At 29.9% G+C, this 18760-nt stretch carries 21 protein-coding genes; 11 read left to right on the top strand and 10 right to left on the bottom strand.

Going from position 1 to position 18760, the window contains the following annotated elements; all coding sequences use genetic code 11:
* Positions 1–5 precede the first annotated feature (5 nt).
* Positions 6–998, top strand: coding sequence for a dihydroorotase (gene pyrC / locus L8X50_RS03370; protein ID WP_263660395.1), 993 nt, complete (start codon positions 6–8; stop codon positions 996–998).
* A 9-nt stretch (positions 999–1007) separates the two neighbouring features.
* On the opposite strand, the gene L8X50_RS03375 is transcribed toward pyrC, so the two are convergent.
* Both L8X50_RS03375 and L8X50_RS03380 read right to left on the bottom strand, forming a co-directional pair.
* Positions 1008–1706 (bottom strand): class I SAM-dependent methyltransferase, encoded by a 699-nt coding sequence (locus L8X50_RS03375; protein ID WP_263660396.1) that lies wholly within the window; start codon positions 1704–1706, stop codon positions 1008–1010.
* A complete protein-coding gene (locus L8X50_RS03380; RefSeq protein WP_220566989.1) occupies positions 1706–2053 on the bottom strand; it encodes a Fur family transcriptional regulator in 348 nt (115 codons plus the stop codon). The genes L8X50_RS03375 and L8X50_RS03380 overlap by 1 nt, the downstream gene beginning before the upstream one ends.
* Before the next feature lie 127 nt (positions 2054–2180).
* Between L8X50_RS03380 and L8X50_RS03385 the strand changes: the two genes are divergently transcribed.
* Genes L8X50_RS03385 through L8X50_RS03400 form a run of 4 tightly spaced genes read left to right on the top strand, consistent with a single transcriptional unit; the run spans position 2181 to position 5908 of the window.
* The gene (locus L8X50_RS03385; protein ID WP_263659193.1) at positions 2181–3026 is read left to right on the top strand and encodes a metal ABC transporter solute-binding protein, Zn/Mn family; all 846 of its coding nucleotides are present in this window, start codon (positions 2181–2183) and stop codon (positions 3024–3026) included.
* Entirely contained in the window at positions 3023–4351 is a 1329-nt protein-coding gene (locus L8X50_RS03390; protein WP_263660397.1) for a DUF1007 family protein, read from the top strand. The genes L8X50_RS03385 and L8X50_RS03390 overlap by 4 nt, the downstream gene beginning before the upstream one ends.
* On the top strand, positions 4351–5100 hold the full coding sequence (locus L8X50_RS03395; RefSeq protein WP_263660398.1) for a metal ABC transporter ATP-binding protein: 750 nt from the start codon (positions 4351–4353) through the stop codon (positions 5098–5100). The genes L8X50_RS03390 and L8X50_RS03395 overlap by 1 nt, the downstream gene beginning before the upstream one ends.
* Entirely contained in the window at positions 5093–5908 is an 816-nt protein-coding gene (locus L8X50_RS03400) for a metal ABC transporter permease (RefSeq protein ID WP_263659196.1), read from the top strand. The genes L8X50_RS03395 and L8X50_RS03400 overlap by 8 nt, the downstream gene beginning before the upstream one ends.
* Here L8X50_RS03400 and L8X50_RS03405 read toward each other — a convergent pair.
* The 3 genes from L8X50_RS03405 to rpmI form a co-directional block, all read right to left on the bottom strand.
* Positions 5885–6784, bottom strand: a complete 900-nt coding sequence (locus tag L8X50_RS03405) for a DNA ligase (RefSeq protein ID WP_263660399.1) — start codon at positions 6782–6784, stop codon at positions 5885–5887. The two genes, L8X50_RS03400 and L8X50_RS03405, sit on opposite strands and share 24 nt — an antisense overlap.
* Positions 6762–7115, bottom strand: a complete 354-nt coding sequence (rplT, locus tag L8X50_RS03410) for a 50S ribosomal protein L20 (protein ID WP_039617097.1) — start codon at positions 7113–7115, stop codon at positions 6762–6764. Before rplT ends, L8X50_RS03405 begins: the two co-directional genes overlap by 23 nt.
* A 98-nt stretch (positions 7116–7213) precedes the next feature.
* Positions 7214–7405, bottom strand: a complete 192-nt coding sequence (gene rpmI / locus L8X50_RS03415; RefSeq protein ID WP_039617094.1) for a 50S ribosomal protein L35 — start codon at positions 7403–7405, stop codon at positions 7214–7216.
* Between the two features lie 147 nt (positions 7406–7552).
* Here rpmI and L8X50_RS03420 point away from each other — a divergent pair, with 147 nt between their 5' ends.
* The 6 genes from L8X50_RS03420 to L8X50_RS03445 all read left to right on the top strand — a co-directional run bounded on the left by L8X50_RS03420 (position 7553) and on the right by L8X50_RS03445 (position 12413).
* Complete coding sequence (locus tag L8X50_RS03420) at positions 7553–7774, top strand: hypothetical protein (protein WP_263660400.1); 222 nt, start codon at positions 7553–7555, stop codon at positions 7772–7774.
* 63 nt (positions 7775–7837) lie between these two features.
* Positions 7838–8584 (top strand): DUF3944 domain-containing protein, encoded by a 747-nt coding sequence (locus tag L8X50_RS03425; protein WP_263660401.1) that lies wholly within the window; start codon positions 7838–7840, stop codon positions 8582–8584.
* Positions 8585–8595: 11 nt separating this feature from the next.
* The gene (locus tag L8X50_RS03430; protein ID WP_263659200.1) at positions 8596–10329 is read left to right on the top strand and encodes a hypothetical protein; all 1734 of its coding nucleotides are present in this window, start codon (positions 8596–8598) and stop codon (positions 10327–10329) included.
* Positions 10322–11215 (top strand): hypothetical protein, encoded by an 894-nt coding sequence (locus L8X50_RS03435; RefSeq protein WP_263659201.1) that lies wholly within the window; start codon positions 10322–10324, stop codon positions 11213–11215. The genes L8X50_RS03430 and L8X50_RS03435 overlap by 8 nt, the downstream gene beginning before the upstream one ends.
* A gap of 3 nt (positions 11216–11218) precedes the next feature.
* On the top strand, positions 11219–11524 hold the full coding sequence (locus L8X50_RS03440) for a hypothetical protein (RefSeq protein ID WP_263659202.1): 306 nt from the start codon (positions 11219–11221) through the stop codon (positions 11522–11524).
* Positions 11525–11546: 22 nt separating this feature from the next.
* Positions 11547–12413 (top strand): helix-turn-helix transcriptional regulator, encoded by an 867-nt coding sequence (locus L8X50_RS03445; RefSeq protein ID WP_263659203.1) that lies wholly within the window; start codon positions 11547–11549, stop codon positions 12411–12413.
* On the opposite strand, the gene L8X50_RS03450 is transcribed toward L8X50_RS03445, so the two are convergent.
* The 5 genes from L8X50_RS03450 to L8X50_RS03470 form a co-directional block, all read right to left on the bottom strand.
* Complete coding sequence (locus tag L8X50_RS03450) at positions 12410–13501, bottom strand: DNA adenine methylase (protein WP_263659204.1); 1092 nt, start codon at positions 13499–13501, stop codon at positions 12410–12412. The two genes, L8X50_RS03445 and L8X50_RS03450, sit on opposite strands and share 4 nt — an antisense overlap.
* Positions 13502–13535: 34 nt before the next feature.
* Entirely contained in the window at positions 13536–14057 is a 522-nt protein-coding gene (gene infC / locus L8X50_RS03455) for a translation initiation factor IF-3 (RefSeq protein WP_263660402.1), read from the bottom strand.
* The gene (gene thrS / locus L8X50_RS03460; protein ID WP_214126685.1) at positions 14054–15865 is read right to left on the bottom strand and encodes a threonine--tRNA ligase; all 1812 of its coding nucleotides are present in this window, start codon (positions 15863–15865) and stop codon (positions 14054–14056) included. The genes infC and thrS overlap by 4 nt, the downstream gene beginning before the upstream one ends.
* 106 nt (positions 15866–15971) lie before the next feature.
* On the bottom strand, positions 15972–16778 hold the full coding sequence (locus L8X50_RS03465; RefSeq protein ID WP_263660403.1) for an undecaprenyl-diphosphate phosphatase: 807 nt from the start codon (positions 16776–16778) through the stop codon (positions 15972–15974).
* Positions 16775–18760, bottom strand: coding sequence for an OPT family oligopeptide transporter (locus L8X50_RS03470; RefSeq protein ID WP_133319103.1), 1986 nt, complete (start codon positions 18758–18760; stop codon positions 16775–16777). Before L8X50_RS03470 ends, L8X50_RS03465 begins: the two co-directional genes overlap by 4 nt.

The raw sequence follows: 18760 nt of genomic DNA on the forward strand, positions 1-18760 counted from the left end.
ATAAAATGACACTTAAAAACCCTTTGGATATGCATTTACATTTACGCGATGAAAGCATGCTTGAACTTGTAGCTCCATTTAGCGCAAAAGACTTTAAAGCAGGAGTTATCATGCCAAATTTAATCGCTCCGCTTACTGAAATAAATACACTAAAAGCCTACAAAGAACGCATTTTAAAAGCATGCAAAAATGAAGATTTTACGCCTTTGATGACTTTATTTTTTAAAGACTATGATGAGAAATTTTTAGAAAAAGCTAAAGATGAAATTTTTGCTATCAAACTTTATCCTGCAGGCATAACTACAAATTCAGATAATGGAATTTCAAGCTTTGATATAGAAAAGTTAAAACCTACACTAAATGCTATGAGTGAGCTTGGCCTGCCTTTACTTGTACATGGAGAAACAAATGATTTTGTAATGGATAGAGAGGCAAATTTTGCTAAAATCTATGAAAAATTAACTAAAAATTTTCCAAAATTAAAAATTGTAATGGAACATATTACCACTAAGGTTTTGTGTGATTTATTAAAAGATTATGAAAATTTATACGCAACTATCACTTTACATCATTTAATGATAACGCTTGATGATGTAGTAGGTGCTAAGATGGACCCACATTTGTTTTGCAAACCTATTGCAAAACGCTATGAAGATAAAGACGCTTTATGTGAGCTTGCTTTTAGTGGCTATGAAAAGACTATGCTTGGAAGTGATAGCGCACCTCATCCTTTGCATACTAAAGAATGCTGTGGTTGTGCGGCTGGCGTATTTAGCGCACCGGTGATTTTACCTGTATTAGCTGAACTTTTTGAAAAACACTCAAATGAAGCAAATTTACAAAAATTTATTTCAGATAATGCTTGTAAAATCCATAATCTTAAATTTGAAAAAGATAAAATCATCACTTTAGAAAAACAAAAATGGCAAATAGCGCAAAAATACGGCGATGTAGTGCCATTTATGGCGGGAAAAACTTTAAATTTCAAGGTTATTTAGCCTTGAAATTTAATCAATAATCAAAAGTTTTATCTTAGCTTCTATAATCTCTTCTACCTCATCTTTTACAAAGCTTTCTAACTCTTGTTTGTTTGCATTAATGCCATTCATACTCAAATGCCATAAAGCATTTTCTATCGCACTATCTTTATCTCTTTTTACTACTCTAATTTCATTAAAAATTTCACTCTCATAAGAAATATTTTGCGCATTTAAAAAACTTTGCAAATCCTCTTCATAAAAACCTTTAAAATGCGTGTTAAAATGCTCAAATATAGGATCTAAAAAGCTACTTTTGCGCTTACTCGCCCAGCCTAAATATACTTTTTTAGAAGCTAAGCTTAAAAAAGCTTTATAGTCTTTTTCATTTTGTAAAGCAGGCGACATACTCAAAAAGGCTAAGTCAAATTTCGTGTTATTGTTTTTATAAAAGTTTTCAAAGTCTAAATTTAAAGTTTTTATATTTGATATAGCATGAGTTTTTGCATCTTCTTGTAAAATTTCAAGCATAGCACTAGAGCTATCTACACCCAAAATACTTTTTGCTTTTTGTGCTAAATGCAAAGTCCAAACACCACTCCCACAGCCTATATCTACCACGCTTTTATCTTGTAAAGATCCAAGTTTTGCAAAAGTAGCTTTTTGAATTTCGTTTAAGCTAGAACTATATCTTGCATAGCTTTTTGCTTTTTTATTCCATAAATTCATTATTCATTCTCACATTTTTGGCAAATTCCTTTAATCACAACACTTTTTATAATCCCTTTAATTTCAGGCATTTTTACATCACTAATCTCATGACATACATCGCATATAAAATGTGCTTTAGCATGATCTGCTAATTCATAAAAACTTTTGCGATCAAGTTGACTTTTATTAACAATACCCTTTTTTTCAAAAAGCTCCATATTTCTATAAAAGCTAGTTTTATTTGCTTTGAGATTAAATTGATCATAACTTAATGGGGTTTTAGCAAGAGATAAAATTTGCAAGATTTCCACTCGTAAAGTTGTCATAGAAATATCATGTTTTTTTAATAAATCAATAGCTTCCATAATTCTACCTTAGAAAATAAATGTATTTTACCACAAAAAAAGTTTTATAAATGCAACTTAATTTTTAAGTTGCAACTAAGTTGCATTATATATAATTACATAAATTTTAGATAATCAGGAGGAAATAATGTTAAAAATATTGTTATTGTTATTATCATGCGCACTTGCTTTTTCAAAACCTATTGTGAGTGTTAGCATACCACCTCAGGCATTTTTTGTAGAAAAGATTGCTAAAGATAGTGTTGAAATTAATATCTTGATTTCACCTAATTCCAATGAACATAATGTAGAATTTAAACCTATGATGATTAAAAATCTTGAAAAAAGCAAAATTTATTTTCTTGCCGATTTAGAACTTGAAAAAATCCTAGAAAACAAATTTAAAAATACACTCAAAAATGTCAAAATTGTTAATATTAATGATGGCATATCATTACTAGAAAATGATGAGACTGATGAACATGACCACGATGAACATGAGCATGGTAAAAACGATCCTCATACTTGGCTAGATCCTATTTTAGTAAAAATACAAGCACAAAATATCTATAAAGCTTTAAGTCAAACTTTTCCACAAAATAAAGACTTTTATGCAAAAAATTTAGAAAATTTTCTTAAAGAATTGGATGACTTAAATTCAGTAATCAAAACAAATTTACAAGATATCAAACACCGAGAATTTATAGTCTATCATCCTAGCTGGAATTATCTTGCAAAAAGATACAACCTCATCCAAATTCCTGTGGAAATTGATGGAAAAGAGCCAAAAATTCAAGATTTGCAAAAACTAATAAAAATAGCCAAAGAAAAAAACATAAAGGTTATTTTTGTCCAACCTGGTTTTAGTGAAAATTCGGCTAAAGTATTATCTAAAGAATTAAACGCAAAAATTGTTTTTATCGATCATTTGGCTAAAGATTGGGATAAAGAACTTTTAAAAACCATACAAGCATTAAAAATGGCTTTAGAATGAAAATCATTTTAATACTAGCTTTTATATGCTTTCAAAAAGTATTAAGCTGTGCTTTGTGTGCAGCTTATACTCCAACGGCAAATGTAAAATTAGACTTTAACGCAAGTGATGATAACATCAATAAAATTTATGTAACTTGGGAATTTTCGCAAGATTTTATAAAAATACTGCTTCAAAACTATGATATAAATTATAATAATACTTTAGACAAAGACGAACTTACTGATATTAAATATACTCTTTTAGATTATATAGAGCCAAGACAATTTTTAATGCAATTTCAATTTTACAATTTAGATGAAAAAATTTACATAGAAAAATTTTTAAATGCCAAATTAATCTTAGATAAAACGAAACTATTTTTCACTTTTGAAGTAAATCTTAACATCCCCATAAAAGAAAATAACACATTTAGCATAAGATTTGAAGATAAGGAAGGATTTTTTAGTTTTAAATTTATACCGCAAGATTTTATCACTTTGAATTCAAACTATTATCTAAGTGCAAATCCCAATTTAAATCTCATATTTTTACAAGCACAAAAAGGCAAAACACCAAATACAACCTTTGCAGAAATTCAAATCAAGCAAAGTCCAAATTTTATAGATGATCTTTTAAATAAATTGCAAATTTTTAACGAAAATATTTTATTGTATATCAAGCAACTTCTTCAACAAGAATTTAATATACAAACATTTTTAATATTATTAATCATATCTTTTGGATATGGCGTTTTTCATGCTAGTGCACCAGGTCATTCTAAAATGCTTACAAGTTCGTATTTTTTAACACACAAAAGCTCATTTTCTAAAATATTTTATTTTGTATTAAAAATAGGCATAGTGCATATAATGAGTGCATTTTTACTTGTAAGCATTGGTATAATTATCCTTGAGAAATTACTCAAAGATATCAATATGGCTGGATTTATTCTTACAAAATTTACAAGTTTACTTATAGTTTTTATAGCTCTTTTTATGCTAAGCAAAAAAATACTTCATAAAAACTCTTGCTCATGCTCTTGCCACTCACATAAAACAAGTGAATGGGTAGTCATACTAGGAGCTTCTTTGGTGCCTTGTCCTGGTGTTATATTACTTTTTATTTTTGCGTATAAATTCAACTTTTTTTATGCTTTAAGCTCTGCTGTGTTTGTGACATTGGGAATGTGTTTTGTATTATTTTTATTTGCTATAGGGGCAAATAAAATTCACCAAAATGTCAAAACTATAAAAATAAGAACCTTACTAGAGTATCTAGCTTTGATATTTATGATATCATTTGGATTATTTTTATTCATCAATACCAAAGAAGGTGTATTTTAGTGGAATTATTTCGAATATCTAATTTAAATTTTTCTTATAATGAAGAACTTGTGTTAAAAAATATCAATCTAAGCTATGATAATAATGATTTTTTATCTATCATAGGACCAAATGGTGGTGGAAAATCAACCCTTATAAAACTCATATTTGGACTTTTAAAAAGTAAAAATATAATTGAATTTAAAAATATAAATTTAAGTCAAATAGGCTATGTCCCACAAAACACTCTAACTAATACCAATTTTCCAACTAGAGTCTTAGAAGTCGTGCTTATGGGAAGGATAAATCATAAAACTTTTGGTTTTTACACCAAAAAAGACAAAGAGTTAGCTCTAGATGCTCTAAAAAAAGTATCTATGCAAGATTTTTGGGATAAAACTATCCATTCTTTAAGCGGCGGCCAAAGACAAAGAGTGCTCATAGCAAGAGCTTTAGTAGGAGAGTGTAAATTGCTTATATTAGATGAGCCTACAGCAAGTGTAGATACTAAAAATGCTATACAAATTTTTGAGCTTTTAAAACAACTTCATCAAAATGGCATAGGTATTATATGCATTAGTCACGACATTAACATAACTTTAGCATATAGTGATAAAATCGCATATTTAAACAAAGAAATTTTTATACACAAAAACATTAAAGATCCAAATAAAATCAACTATATAAAACACTTATACCAAAACCATTCTCATTTTTGCGATGTTGAAATGAGTTTAAATTCTTGCCTATGTAAGGAATGTAATGCTTGAAATTTTAAATTTTAACTTTTTTCAAAATGCTTTATTTTCTTGTGTGCTAGTAAGCATTGCATGTGGTTGTATAGGAAGTTTGGTAATGGTAAATAGGCTTATGTCTATGGCTGGTGGCATTACACATGGGGCATTTGGTGGCATTGGAGTAGCATTTTACTTTTCTTTACCCGTTTTACTTAGCACAAGTTTATTTACTTTGATTTTAGCCTTTATAGTGGCTTATTTAAGCAAACACTATCCAAACAGAAGCGATAGCATTATAGCTGTCATATGGGCGTTTGGTATGGCTATAGGAATCATACTTATAGACTTAAGCCCAAAATACAATAACGACTTAATGGCATATTTATTTGGCAATATATTAACAGTTTCTAATGAAGACATTTGGCTTATGCTTGGCGCAGATATCATTTTTATCATTATTTTATTATGCTTTTATAGACAATTTGAAATCATAAGCTTTGATAGCGAATTTGCTCAAACTAGAGGGATTAACACTAATTTATTTTATTATCTTTTGATTTTTATGATAAGCTTGTGCGTAGTTATTGGTATTAGACTTGTGGGATTAATTTTAGCCATGGCTTTATTAAGCATACCAAGCTTTATAGCAGAAGGTATTAGTAAAAAACTTGGTTGGATGATGATTTATTCAAGTATTTTGAGTTTATGTTTTTGCTTAAGTGGTTTGATGGTGAGTTATTATTTTAATATCTCAAGTGGTGCTAGTATCATTATGATCTCATGTGTTGCTTTTGCTATATTTTTAGGAATTAATGCTTTAAAAAACTTCCCTCGTTCTTAAAAAACTAGCAAATTTTGGTTTGCCATTTTTGGTTAAACCATTGTATTTAAAAGTAATTATAGCACCAATTGGCGGAGGGTTTAAACGATCACTTTCTTTAAAACCTGAGCCTATTTTAAAACTCACTTTTTTACCCTCAATCACTGCTTCACAAAGTAAAGATCCCATTTTACCTTCAAATTTTCCTTTACCTTCTAAATGCTTTTTCACAACACATTCTGTATCATCAAAAGGTTTTAGTTTAAAAGCATTGTTTGATCTTTTCTTTTCATAAGGTGCGTTGTTTAATCTTATGATCACACCCTCGCCTTTATGCGAAATGATATCTTGATAAAATTGTTCTAAATGATTTTTATCTTTAATGGAAATTTGTGGAATAATTTTTATATAATCATTTGAATTTTTAGCCAAATACTTTTTCAAAACTTCTAATCTTACTTCTAAAGTACAAGAATCAAGTTTAAATTCCTCACAAGCATTTGGCACATCAAAGACATTATAACTTACTTTTTGCCAAAGTTTTTCATCGGGATTTTCTTGGCGTATTAAAGATGAAATTTCTTCAAAAGAAGCTCTTTTTATCCAAAGTTCTCCATCTAATTCAAATTTAGGAAAGTTTTTTGTGAAAAATAAAGGAAGTTTTATAGTATTTCCTGCTCTTGTTTGCATAGACTTACCATTCCAAAGACCTCTTATACCATCGAGTTTTTCACTCATGAGATAATGACTTAAATCTACATCTTTAAATGCTTTTTCATCATAAACTTTAAAAAGCAAAATATCTTTAGCAAAAAGAGAATTTAAAAAGAAAGTAAAGAGAAAAACAAGGCTTATAAAAAGCCTTGCAGTAAGATTAAAGTGCTTTTTTAGCAGCATCTGCGATTTTGGCAAAAGCAGCTGCGTCATTCATCGCTAAATCAGCTAAGATTTTTCTATCAAGCTCAATGCCTGCTTTTTTAAGACCATTTATAAATCTTGAATAACTAATATCATTTAGTCTGCAAGCTGCATTGATACGCACTATCCAAAGACGACGGAAATCGCGTTTTTTGCGGCGTCTATCACGATACGCATAAACCAAACTTCTTTCTAATTGTTCTTTAGCTTTTCTAAAGTGTTTGCGGCGACCACTATAAAAACCACGCGCAAGTTTTAAAACTTTTTTATGTCTGCGGCGTCTTACAACACCTGTTTTTACTCTTGCCATATTTATCCTTTCACAAATTGGCGTTCGTTAAACGAATCTTGCCCTTTAAAATAAGGGGAGTTTGAATGACTTTCGTCAAAAACTAAATTTAAGCGAGCTTAAATTCCTAACATTTTTTCAACCGCTTTAACATTGGTTGAGTGAACATACTTAGAAGTGCGAAGATCACGCATTCTTTTAGCAGGTTTTTTAGTCAAAATGTGGCTTCTATAAGCAGCACCTCTTTTGATTTTATTTTTACCTACTTTGAAGCGTTTAACAGCACTTTTAACGCTTTTCATTTTTGGCATGTGTATCCTTTGGATAAATTTTTTCATAAAAGAAAGCTATCATTTTACTATAACTATGCTTTAGAAAAATTAAATTTTTATGACACAACCTGTCACAAGGATTTAATATGATTTTATTAATTTTATAAAATCCAATAAAGGAGTCAAATGGCAATAGTAATTGGTATTATAGTTATGATAGCTACTGCTATATGGGCTATAGTTTGTGGTACTTTTTGGGCTTTATTTTTGTTTGTAGTGTGGTGCGTTATATTACCAAGTTTATTTTTAATAGAAAAATACGGAATTATAAATGTAGTAGTTTCTTATACACTAATTTTAGCAGGCGTAGTAGTACTTGCAAGGATAATTAAAAGTAAACAATACTAAAAACCTTGACAATACGGGGGGGGGGGTATTGATATAATAAAAATTTAAATTGAAAGGAAAAAGATGGCATATAGATATGACAAAGATTTGGAATTTTTGAGAAACTTAAGTAGCGAAGAATTAAATGATTTTGTTAGTATTCTTACATATGATAAAGATAATACTACAAGATTTACGGAATTAATAACAGTAAATGAGTTGTATAAAAAATTCTATCCTGATCACAAACAGTATTTAGATTTAATTTTAGATGAGTTTCAGTGTTTTGGGGGAAACACCTTTGCAAATATCTTAAGAATGGGAAAAGGTGTACTTTATAAAGAAATTTTATGCGATGTAGCCGATAAACTTAAAGTTAATTATAATAAAAATTCCGATACAGAGATAATAGAAATAAATCTTTTTATGAAAATTTTAGAAAATTCTTTAGACCAAATGAGCAAAGAGCAAATCAAGGAAATTTCTCAAGAATTAAATTTAAATTTATCAACTTTTACAAAACAATCTACAATGGCAGCAATGCAATTTTTAATAAAACAAGGTGGTTTCAAAAGCTATCAATTAATAGTTATTGTTGCAAATGCCATATCAAAATTAATTTTAGGCAGAGGATTGTCAGCTGTAGTTAATGTGAGTTTAACAAAAGCGATGAGTATTTTTGTTGGTCCTATTGGATGGGCAATAACAGGGATGTGGACTGCAATAGATATAGCAGGACCTGCTTATAGAGTAACTATACCAGCTGTTATTCAAATAGCATATCTACGACAAAGTTATAATATGAAACAAAACAACCAAAAACTATTATAAAAGAGACCACTATGATAGATAATAAAGAACTTATAAACGATTATGAACTTTTAGAAAATGATTTGAAAGAGATATCACAAAGAGAACAACTTAAAATTAATATAAATCAAAACTTAGAAGAAGCCTTGCAAGAACTAAAAAACATAGAAACACAACTACCAAAAGAGCAAAGTAAAAAACTTTTTGAGCAATGCACCCAAAACGCACTTGATGCTATAACAAGTCATTTTGGATTGGCTGCTATTGTTCTAGATTCTCAAGACGGTGGTAATGTAAGCACCACACATAATGCCAGGAAAGATATATATGCCAACGAAAACGATAAGCAACAATATGAAAAACGTGAAAAATACTGTTCAAAAAAATATCATAATGGGGAATACAATAAAATAAATAATAAACTAAAAAAAGAAATAGAAGAGGGAAGATTATATGATTATGCAACTGGAAAGATGATTAAGCCAAAAGACAATACTCAGCTAGATCATGTTGTTTCAGCCAAAGAAATTCATGAAGATCGTGCAAGAATTTTAGCTAATGCTGATGGTGTATCTTTAGCTAATACACCTCAAAATCTAAAAAAAACAGATGCTAAGATAAATAATTTTAAAAGAGATAATAGCGCAACAAAAACTTTAGAGAAATTAGAAGGACAGATACAAATATTAACCGAAAAAGAAATAAAAAATGGAAAACTATCCTTAAAAGATCAAAAAAATATAGAAAGATTATTGGATATGCAATGTAAAATTGATGGTGAAAAATTTATAGAAGAATATAATCATCAAAAAAAATATATTGATAGTGAAATTGATAAAATTTACTATACAAGCCTAAAACCTTACAAAGAAGCTTTGATAACCGGAGCTAAAGACTCTACAAAAATGATTGTATATTCAGCACTTGGAATGATTTTAAGAGACTTTTTCAAAAGCTTAATGATAGAAATTAGAAAAACATTTAAAGAATTTGGAAACGAGAGTTTTAGTGATATATTCAAAAGATTTAAAGATAGAATCCATTACATTTGGGATGATATCAAAAAGAAATGGAAAAATATTTTTGCAAGTTCTTTAGAGGCAGGAATTCAAGCATTTTTATCTAATTTAGTTGTATTTGCTATAAATACTATATTTACAACTTTAAAAAGAATAGTTCAAGTTATTCGTGCTGGCTTTACTTCTTTATATAATGCGATAAAAATTATTATAAATCCTCCAAAAGATATGCCTAAAGAAGATATATATTTTGAGGCCGCTAAAATTTTTACAGCAGGTATTATCGCCTCACTCACAATGCTAGGAAGTGAGGCGATAAATAAATGGCTTATAACTATACCTGGGCTTAATGTTTTATTATCTTTACCTATACCATTTACGAGTGAAACTATAGGTGATGCAATTTCATTAAGTATAAGTGCTGCTTTTGGAGCTATTGTTAGCACTATTGTTGTTTTTTATATGGATAAATGGAAAAACAACTCCAAAATAGGAAATTTACGATTACAGCTTGTTACTCAAAGTGGTGTTATTTTAAATTGTAAAATAGCTCAAACATGGCTTATGCTAGATGATGCATATATTTTTTTAACACATGCAATAAATTCTATAAAAGAAAAGAATTTAATACTACAAAACAATCTCACTCAAGAGCTAAATACTTATAAAAAGATGGACGAGGAAAGAAAAACTAAAATATCTAATCTGAAGAAAAAGATTCTTGATCTAAAGGAATTGCATGATTAGTTATAGTAAAAGTAAACATAAAATTAGTATAATAAATTCACATGAATGTTTAACAAAAACAAATACACCTAATAAAAATGCAAATTCGCAAGAAGTAGCTAACATACTTAATAATAAAATTCACAAAGCTTCTAAAAAAATCATAGAGGCAAAAAAAGTTGCAAAATTAGCTAAAAATACTAAAAATACTTTTTTGGAAAATATGGCAAAAAATATACCTTTTGCTGGAATTTTTATTGATAGTGAAGAGATTAAAAAAATAAATATTCTAATAGAATTAAACATGATGAATATAGAGGCTATTGAAGCACAAAATGATTTAATTCAAGAAGTTATAAAACTCACATGTTATAGCATAGAATTTATAAATGACACAATCAACGATCTACAATTAATAATTTCCAAAACAAATGAAAATTATAGGACTAGCATTACAGAATTATCTTATGATACAAATGAAATTTTAGAAATATATAATGAACTTACAGATATTGTAATAAATCAAATGCAAGATCATACAAAACATTTTCAAGAAATTCAAATAAAAATAGAAAAAAATGAAGATGAAGTAAATCTAATTAAACAACAACAAAAAAACTTCACCGAAACTATTGAGTTACAAGAAAATAAAATAAACTCACTTAATAAAGATTTACTATTATCTTCAAAAAAAATCGACAATTTATCAATGCAACAAAATGAATTTATGCAAAAATATGAAAACCAAATAGCAAATTTATCGAAAGATATTATGCAGGAATTGGAAAATATAAAAACTGTAATAAAAAAACACGAAAATCTATTAGATAATAATATATTAAAAATAGTTTCTATTACATCTTTGGGGATTGCAATAATAGCAATTTTATTGCAATATATACAATAAACCATGCTAAACAAACTACCCCAACTTTTTTCATTGCTTTTTAGTTATAAATTAAACATCTTTAACATCATCTCAAAGCCAAAGCAAGCTTATACTTACACCAAGTTTGCTTTAGAGCTAAAAGAGCTTTATGAAAAAGAAAACGACAAAACCGAAGCTGCTTTTATCATCCTAGATAGAGTACTTAAATTTAAAAAAGAAAATCCTGATGATTTTAATGATTTTTTAAAGCTTATTCAAGAGCTTTTAACTACCTATGAAAACGATCCAAAAACAATCAAACAAAACATCAAAGATTTGCTAAAATAAACAAAAATAAAAAAGGTTGTATATGGAAAAAGACAAGCTTTCTACGCGTTTAGTTTCTATACTGCAGTGTTTAAACAATGGCGAGCGTTTTAGCTTAGAAGAGCTTGCGCAAGAATTTAATGTCAGCATTCGCACTATACAAAGAGACTTGCATGAACGCCTTGCTTTTATCCCTATAAAAAAAGAAAATGGAAAATACTTTTTAGAAGGCTATGTTTTAGGAAAATTAAGCTTTAAAGATATACAAAATTTTGCTATTTTAAGCGGTATAGATAGGCTTTATCCTAGTTTAGATAAAGAGTTTTTAAACGACTTGCTTAATGAAAAAATCAATAAAGCCTTTTTAGTCAAAACTCAAAGCTATGAAACACTTGATAGAGAAATTTTTGAAGAACTAAGCGCAGCTATCATAGCAAAACACTCCATTAACTTTCACTACAAAGAAAAACACAGAAAAGCTAATCCATACAAACTCATCAATATTGACCACATATGGTATCTTTTAGCAGATGAAAACGATACTTTAAAAACCTTTACTTTTTCTAAAATCGCAAAACTAAAAGTAGAAAAAAAAGAAATTTTTACCCCAAAAGAAGAGTTTTTAAAACAAATTCAAAAAGATCAAAGTAATTGGATTAGTAAAGAAAACAAAGAAGCTATTTTAAAACTTGATAAAAAAGCTAAAGAATATTTCTTAAGAAAAAATGCCCTTACTAAATACGAATTTATAAATGAGGATGAGAATTTTATTTACATCAAGGCATTTTATACCTATGATGATGAGCTTTTAAATTTAATAAGATATTGGATACCATATATTAAAATAAACAAACCTATTGTTTTAAAAGAAAAGCTTTTTAAGCAATTAAACGCATATATGCAAGATTAGCGTTTTTTTAATACATAGAGTTGTTCTTGTATATGCGTAGAGCGTTTAGAAAGGTTTCTACTGGCTCTAAAGGCATTGTATTTTTGCTCAAGCACAAAGCATTCTCCAAGACTTTGAAGTCTTTTTGTGAAATTTTCTTTTTTTACAAAACCCTCGCAATTATAAGAAAGCAATACAATCTTAGCTTTTAAATCATTTATCAAATCAAACAAAGCATCTTCAGCTTTTTTTTCTTTGTTAAAAGCACTGCGGTTCCAGTCTTTTGGTATGCCAGAAACCTTTGAAATTTCCTTTGGCTTTTTATAATTAGCGATTAAATTTAACATAAAATAATTTGATCCATAAGGGTGTTGATTATAAGGTGGGTCTAAATACGCTACATCAAAGCTATCAAGCTCTTTAGCTAAAATATTTGCGTCTTTTTGAAAAACCTCATACTCACAAGTAAAATTTGAAAAAATAGGCATTTTTAAAGCTATATCGCCTTTTATACGACTAAGTGCGTTTGCTCCATTTCCTCCAAATTTTCCCACTCCATTTTTATCTTTATAAAAACCTTTAAAAACCCCGCTTGTATTTGCATGCACACTTGCTTCATAAATAAGTGGTGCAATGAAATATTTTTGAATTTCTTTTGGCAGGCTTGAAATTTTTTCTCGCATAGAGTCTAAATACATAGCGTTTTTAAGCGTGTAAAAAACTCTTTCATTCTTTTGGATATACTCATCATCATTTGGTGCATAAAGCTTGCTTATAAAGCCTTTTTTGAGTTTTAAATCAGAAGTTAAAAAAGCATAATGTTTTTGTAATTCTTGTAAAAATTTCGCGTTTTGATTGCTTAAATAACACTCATTGATGATTTTAGAATAATCTTCCAAATCATTTGCCATGATAAAACTCGTATAAGGCTTCACAAAACGCGAAACTACCCCAGAGCCACTAAATACATCACAAAAACTAAATTTGTCTTTTTTAAGCTCATTTTGTGCGAATTTAAAGCCTTGATTTAAAAACTCGAGCAAAGATCTTTTATTGCCAAGATAAGTTATGATTTGTTCTTTTAAAAATTGCGGATTTTCTTCTAGCATAAGTTTAAAATACAAGCCTTAAAAAGGCTTGTGATTATTTTTTCTTTTTAGGAGTTACTAGCATATTTACATAGCGTCCTTCGAGTAAAGGCTCTTTGTCTCTATCTGCTATATCTTCAACCATTCGCCAAATTTTTTCAAGCAAAGCTACCCCTGCTTCAGGAGAGCCCATCTCACGACCTTTTAAAAACACTCTAAATTTCACATGCTTGCCTTGCTCTAAAAACTCGCTTGCATGTTTGACTTTATAATTAATGTCATTTTGAGCAATTTTCACAGAAAGTTTGATTTCTTTTATATCAATAACTTTTTGTTTTTTCTTTGCTTCTTTTTGTTTCTTTTCTTGTTGATAACGGAATTTTCCATAATCCATTATCTTACATACAGGTGGTTTGGCTTCAGGGGCTATCATCACCAAATCAAGCCCTAGTCTATTTGCTATATCTAGTGCTTCATCACTACTAATAATGCCATAAACCTTGCCATCATCACCTATACATCTGATCTCATCTGCTTGAATTTCTTCATTTAGCAATACTTCTTTTTCTTTACTCAAAAGCGTACCTCACTTAATTTCTCCTTTGTTAGGGTTATAAATTCATCTAAAGTCATTGTTTTTTGTTCTTTTGCTCTTCTATCTCTTAAAGCCACACTTTTATTTGCTACTTCTTCATCACCTAAAACAAGTATCATAGGTACATGTGCTTTTTCAGCGGTGCGGATTTTTTTATTTAAGCTTTCATTTTTATTATACACTTCACTATCAATGCCAAGTTCTAAAAGTTTTCTTGCTATTTCTTTTGCATACTCATGATGATTTTGCGAAATAGGCACTATAGCTACTTGAGTTGGTGCTATGAAAAATGGCAACTCACCCGCACAATGCTCTACTAAAATTCCTATAAATCTTTCAAAAGAACCTAAAATAGCACGGTGAAGCATTACAGGTTGTTTTTTCTCATTATCTGCGTCTGTGTATTCGAGTTTAAAACGGCTTGGTAAGTTAAAATCCACTTGTATAGTTCCGCACTGCCATTTTCTTTTTAGCGCATCAGTGATTTTAATATCGATTTTTGGACCATAGAAAGCTCCACCACCCTCATCAATGCCATATTTTAAACCTTGCTCATCTAAAGCTTCTTTTAAAGCCTTTGTAGCTATATCCCAAATTTCATCATCGCCTATTGCTTTTGCTGGGCGCGTTGAAATTTCCATTTCATAATCAAACTCAAAAGCCTTCATCAAAGTATCAACAAAACTTAAAATTTCTAAAACTTGTTCTTTTATCTGACTTGGCATACAAAAAATATGCGCATCATCTTGAGTGAATTCTCTTACCCTAAAAAGCCCGTGCAAAACTCCACTTTTTTCATGGCGGTGTACCACGCCATATTCAAAAAATTTCAAAGGTAAATCACGATAGCTTCTAACATCACTTTGATAAATTTTAATATGTCCTACACAATTCATCGGCTTAATGCCATATTCTTGCTCATCAATTTGCGTAAAATACATATTTTCTTTATAGTTTGCATAATGCCCACTAATTTTCCATGCATCAGCTTTTAAAAGCTCAGGCCCACGCACAGGCTCATAGCCTCTTAATCTATGTGCTTTATATAGCAAATGCTCTAATTTACTTCTTAATTTTGCACCATTGCTAAGCCATATAGGAAGCCCACCGCCTATTTCATCATCAAAGGCAAAAAGCTTCATTTCATTACCAAGTTTTCTATGATCTCTTTTTTTAGCTTCTTCAATGATTTTTAAGTATTCATTTAAACTTTCTTTATCTGCAAAAGCAGTACCATAAATTCTTGTAAGCATTTCTCTTTTTTCATCACCACCCAAATACGCACCAGCTACACGAGTAAGCTTGAAAAATCTTAAATATCTAGTGTTTGGTACATGAGGTCCACGGCATAAATCTTCAAATTCGCCTTGCTTATAAATACTTACTTTTCCATCAGGAATTCTTAGTAAAACTTCTTGTTTTAAATCATCATTAGCAAATTTTTCTTTAACCTCAGTCTTTGAGAGTTCATATTTTGTAATGTCTAGCTTTGCTTCAGCTAGTTCTTTCATTTTCTTTTCGATTTTGCTTAAGTCTTCTTCTGAAATCTTACTATCAACTCTAAAATCATAATAAAACCCATCTTCTATCACAGGCCCTACGAAAAATTTAGCCTCTGGATATAAACTTTTAATCGCTTGAGCCATTAAATGCGCACAAGAGTGGCGGATAACTTCTAAACTTTCTTTAGAGTTATCAAAATAAATCGGAGTTAAATTTGTGTCATTGTTAAAACTTTGAGTATCTACCAAAGTTTCATTATTTGCATATGCAATTATATCTTTTGTCATTTCTACCCTTAACACTCACTAACCTTGTGAGCTTAAATTAAAATATAAGACTAATTTTAGCTATGAAAAACTTAAACTTTTTTTAAATAAAGGATATTTTTATATTTCAAACACCCGTTCTTGATATATCTAAAGCACCACTCATAAAAAGGTATAAAAATACAAAACCTAAAATTATCCTATAAATTCCAAAAGGTATAAAGTTTATCTTGCTGATTAATTTTAAAAATATTTTTATTACTATAAAAGCCACTACAAAAGCTGTTATAAAACCTATGGCTAAAGGAATGAAATTATTCATATTGCTTAGAACCTGTGGTTCTTTATAAATGCTATAAGCTGTTGCTATAATCATGGTAGGAATTGCAAGTAAAAATGAAAATTCAGAAGCCACTTTGCGATCAAGCCCAAGCAATAAGCCACCTATGATACTTGCTCCACTTCTTGAAGTACCTGGTATGATAGCAAGAGCTTGAGTTAAACCTATCAAAAAAGCTTGTTTATAACTTACCTCATCTAAAGAGCGGATTGTGTAATCTTTTTTTCTATGTTTAAGTTCTATAATGATAAAAATAATCCCACCAATGATTAACATAGTAGCCACGGTATAGCCATTAAATATCTCTTTTAAAAACTTATATGCTATAAAACCAACCCCACCTGCAGGCAAAAAGCCCACAGCAAGTTTTAACCAAATATCAAGTTTTTGAGTTAGTTTTTCTTTGAAAATAAAAATCACCGCTAGTATAGAACCAAGCTGAATGATGATGAAAAAACTTCTCCAAAAATCATCTATATTTAAACCCAAAATTTCGGCACCTAAAATCATATGTCCTGTAGATGAAACAGGTAAAAATTCTGTCAAACCCTCGATAATTCCTAAAATCAAAGCATAATAATAATCTAAATTCATTTTTTAAGTACTCTTCTTGCAAAAATTAGCATGATCGCTACAAACACTACAAAACCTATAATCCCATCGTCTTTAAATGAAGTTGCAATAGCAAGTGGATCTTCAGCTCCACCTCTACTAATAGAAAGCACAGTTAAACCAGCTATTAATACTCCAAATAAACTCTCACCCACTATCAAACCAGAGGCAAATAAGGTTCCTTTTTGCTCATGCTCTTGAATAAGTTCTTTTTTATGAGCATTTTTAGCATATCTTTGCTCCAAACGCTTTTTGATTAAATACGCTAATAATCCGCCTACAAATAAAGGCATATTAACAGCAGGTGGTAAATATATACCTATACCCACGGCTAAAGGTGGTAAAGACATATTTTTCTTTCTTAATAAACGATCGACGATGATTATACCAACGCCCACAAAAGCTCCCGCTATAATATAACTCCAATCGATATTAGCATTAAAAATGCCTTGTGCTATAGTACTCATCAAATTTGCTTGTGGTGCAGCAAGCGCATTTGCCTCATCCATTCCTTCTCTTGGCATTGCACCCACAAAACCATAAGCTTGGTATAATAAATTTAAAACAGGAGCAATAGCTAAAGCTCCAAATACACAACCTATAATCAAAGAAATTTGTTGTTTCCAAGGAGTTGCACCCACTAAATAGCCAGTTTTTAAATCTTGTAAATTATCATTAGAAATAGCAGCAGTTGCCAAAATAACACTAGTAGTAAATATAGCAAAAGCAATAGCAAATTTAGACATTAAAGGATCGCTAAATAAATCTACTTGATAACCCAAAAGTAAAATAATCAAAGAAGAAATCATAATCCCAATAAGTCCTATACCAGAAATAGGAGAAGATGATGAACCCACCAAACCTGCCATATATCCACAAGCAGAAGCTACAAAAAAGCCTATAAAAATAGCTACTAAAGTTCCCATTAAAGCAAAAAGAATTTGATAACCACTTGCTAAATTTGAATCAGCCACAAAAGCATAAAATGAAATAAACAAACCTATACACATAAGTACAAATAAACCTAGCATAGCTTTTAAAGATAAATCCATATCTTTAGGATCTTGTGAGAGGTTTAATGAGGTTTTTTTAAGCATATTTTTCATGCCATCATATACAGGCTTTGCAAGCTCTATTAAAGTCCATAATGCTGCTATAGCAATAGCTCCTGTACCTATTAAGCGTACTTTTTGAGCCCAAATTTGATTAGCTATATCAAGCGCACTTAAACTCACATCAAAACTTTCTTTAGCAGAAAAATATGGCACAAAAACCATCCAAGCAAGCACCATACCCGCAAGCAATGCAACACCTCCGGCTATACCTACTAAGTATCCAGCACCCAAAAGTGCCACTGAATAACCCATAGAAAAACCAAAAGTCATTTTTTGCCAAATGAATGCAAAACTGCTTCCACTTGAAAGTAGTTTAAAACCGCTTGAAAAAAGACTTATCACAGAAGCAAAAGCCACGCCAAGTGTGATTTCTTTTAAGCCTACTTTTCCTTTTTTATCAGCTTGATCTTTATTGGCCACTTTTAAAATTTCAGCAGCAGCTCTTCCTTCAGGATAAGCTAATTTGCTCTCTACTACCATAGCTCTACGCAAAGGTATAGTAAAAAGCACGCCCAATCCACCCCCACAAAGACAGAGCATAAAAGTAAGCCAAAGTGGAAATTCAAACCAATATCCACACATAAAAAGACCTGGTATAACAAAAATCACAGCCGAAAGCGTACCTGCAGCTGAAACTTGAGTTTGAACCATGTTATTTTCTAAAATATTAGAGTCTTTAAAGATTTTTAAAACAGCCATCGCGATCACAACAGCAGGAATAGAAGTAGAAAAAGTAAGACCAACTTTGAGCCCCAAATATACATTTGAGGCGGTAAAAATAATCGTTAAAATACTTCCTAGTATTATACCCCTAAGCGTAAGCTCCGGTAGTGAGTTTTTTGTATGCAT

Origin of the sequence: Campylobacter sp. CNRCH_2013_0898h, assembly GCF_025772965.1 — a bacterium.
GTDB lineage: Bacteria > Campylobacterota > Campylobacteria > Campylobacterales > Campylobacteraceae > Campylobacter_D > Campylobacter_D lari_D.

Bases quoted from the DNA above. Each gene is read 5' to 3' on its own strand.
- rplT (WP_039617097.1), bottom strand. From the start codon at position 7,115: ATGGCAAGAGTAAAAACAGGTGTTGTAAGACGCCGCAGACATAAAAAA.
- L8X50_RS03445 (WP_263659203.1), top strand. From the start codon at position 11,547: ATGGAAAAAGACAAGCTTTCTACGCGTTTAGTTTCTATACTGCAGTGT.
- L8X50_RS03375 (WP_263660396.1), bottom strand. From the start codon at position 1,706: ATGAATTTATGGAATAAAAAAGCAAAAAGCTATGCAAGATATAGTTCT.
- L8X50_RS03435 (WP_263659201.1), top strand. From the start codon at position 10,322: ATGATTAGTTATAGTAAAAGTAAACATAAAATTAGTATAATAAATTCA.
- pyrC (WP_263660395.1), top strand. From the start codon at position 6: ATGACACTTAAAAACCCTTTGGATATGCATTTACATTTACGCGATGAA.
- L8X50_RS03470 (WP_133319103.1), bottom strand. From the start codon at position 18,760: ATGCATACAAAAAACTCACTACCGGAGCTTACGCTTAGGGGTATAATA.
- L8X50_RS03450 (WP_263659204.1), bottom strand. From the start codon at position 13,501: ATGCTAGAAGAAAATCCGCAATTTTTAAAAGAACAAATCATAACTTAT.
- thrS (WP_214126685.1), bottom strand. From the start codon at position 15,865: ATGACAAAAGATATAATTGCATATGCAAATAATGAAACTTTGGTAGAT.
- L8X50_RS03420 (WP_263660400.1), top strand. From the start codon at position 7,553: ATGGCAATAGTAATTGGTATTATAGTTATGATAGCTACTGCTATATGG.
- L8X50_RS03405 (WP_263660399.1), bottom strand. From the start codon at position 6,784: ATGCTGCTAAAAAAGCACTTTAATCTTACTGCAAGGCTTTTTATAAGC.
- rpmI (WP_039617094.1), bottom strand. From the start codon at position 7,405: ATGCCAAAAATGAAAAGCGTTAAAAGTGCTGTTAAACGCTTCAAAGTA.
- L8X50_RS03390 (WP_263660397.1), top strand. From the start codon at position 3,023: ATGAAAATCATTTTAATACTAGCTTTTATATGCTTTCAAAAAGTATTA.
- L8X50_RS03385 (WP_263659193.1), top strand. From the start codon at position 2,181: ATGTTAAAAATATTGTTATTGTTATTATCATGCGCACTTGCTTTTTCA.
- L8X50_RS03465 (WP_263660403.1), bottom strand. From the start codon at position 16,778: ATGAATTTAGATTATTATTATGCTTTGATTTTAGGAATTATCGAGGGT.
- L8X50_RS03380 (WP_220566989.1), bottom strand. From the start codon at position 2,053: ATGGAAGCTATTGATTTATTAAAAAAACATGATATTTCTATGACAACT.
- L8X50_RS03400 (WP_263659196.1), top strand. From the start codon at position 5,093: ATGCTTGAAATTTTAAATTTTAACTTTTTTCAAAATGCTTTATTTTCT.
- L8X50_RS03440 (WP_263659202.1), top strand. From the start codon at position 11,219: ATGCTAAACAAACTACCCCAACTTTTTTCATTGCTTTTTAGTTATAAA.
- L8X50_RS03430 (WP_263659200.1), top strand. From the start codon at position 8,596: ATGATAGATAATAAAGAACTTATAAACGATTATGAACTTTTAGAAAAT.
- L8X50_RS03425 (WP_263660401.1), top strand. From the start codon at position 7,838: ATGGCATATAGATATGACAAAGATTTGGAATTTTTGAGAAACTTAAGT.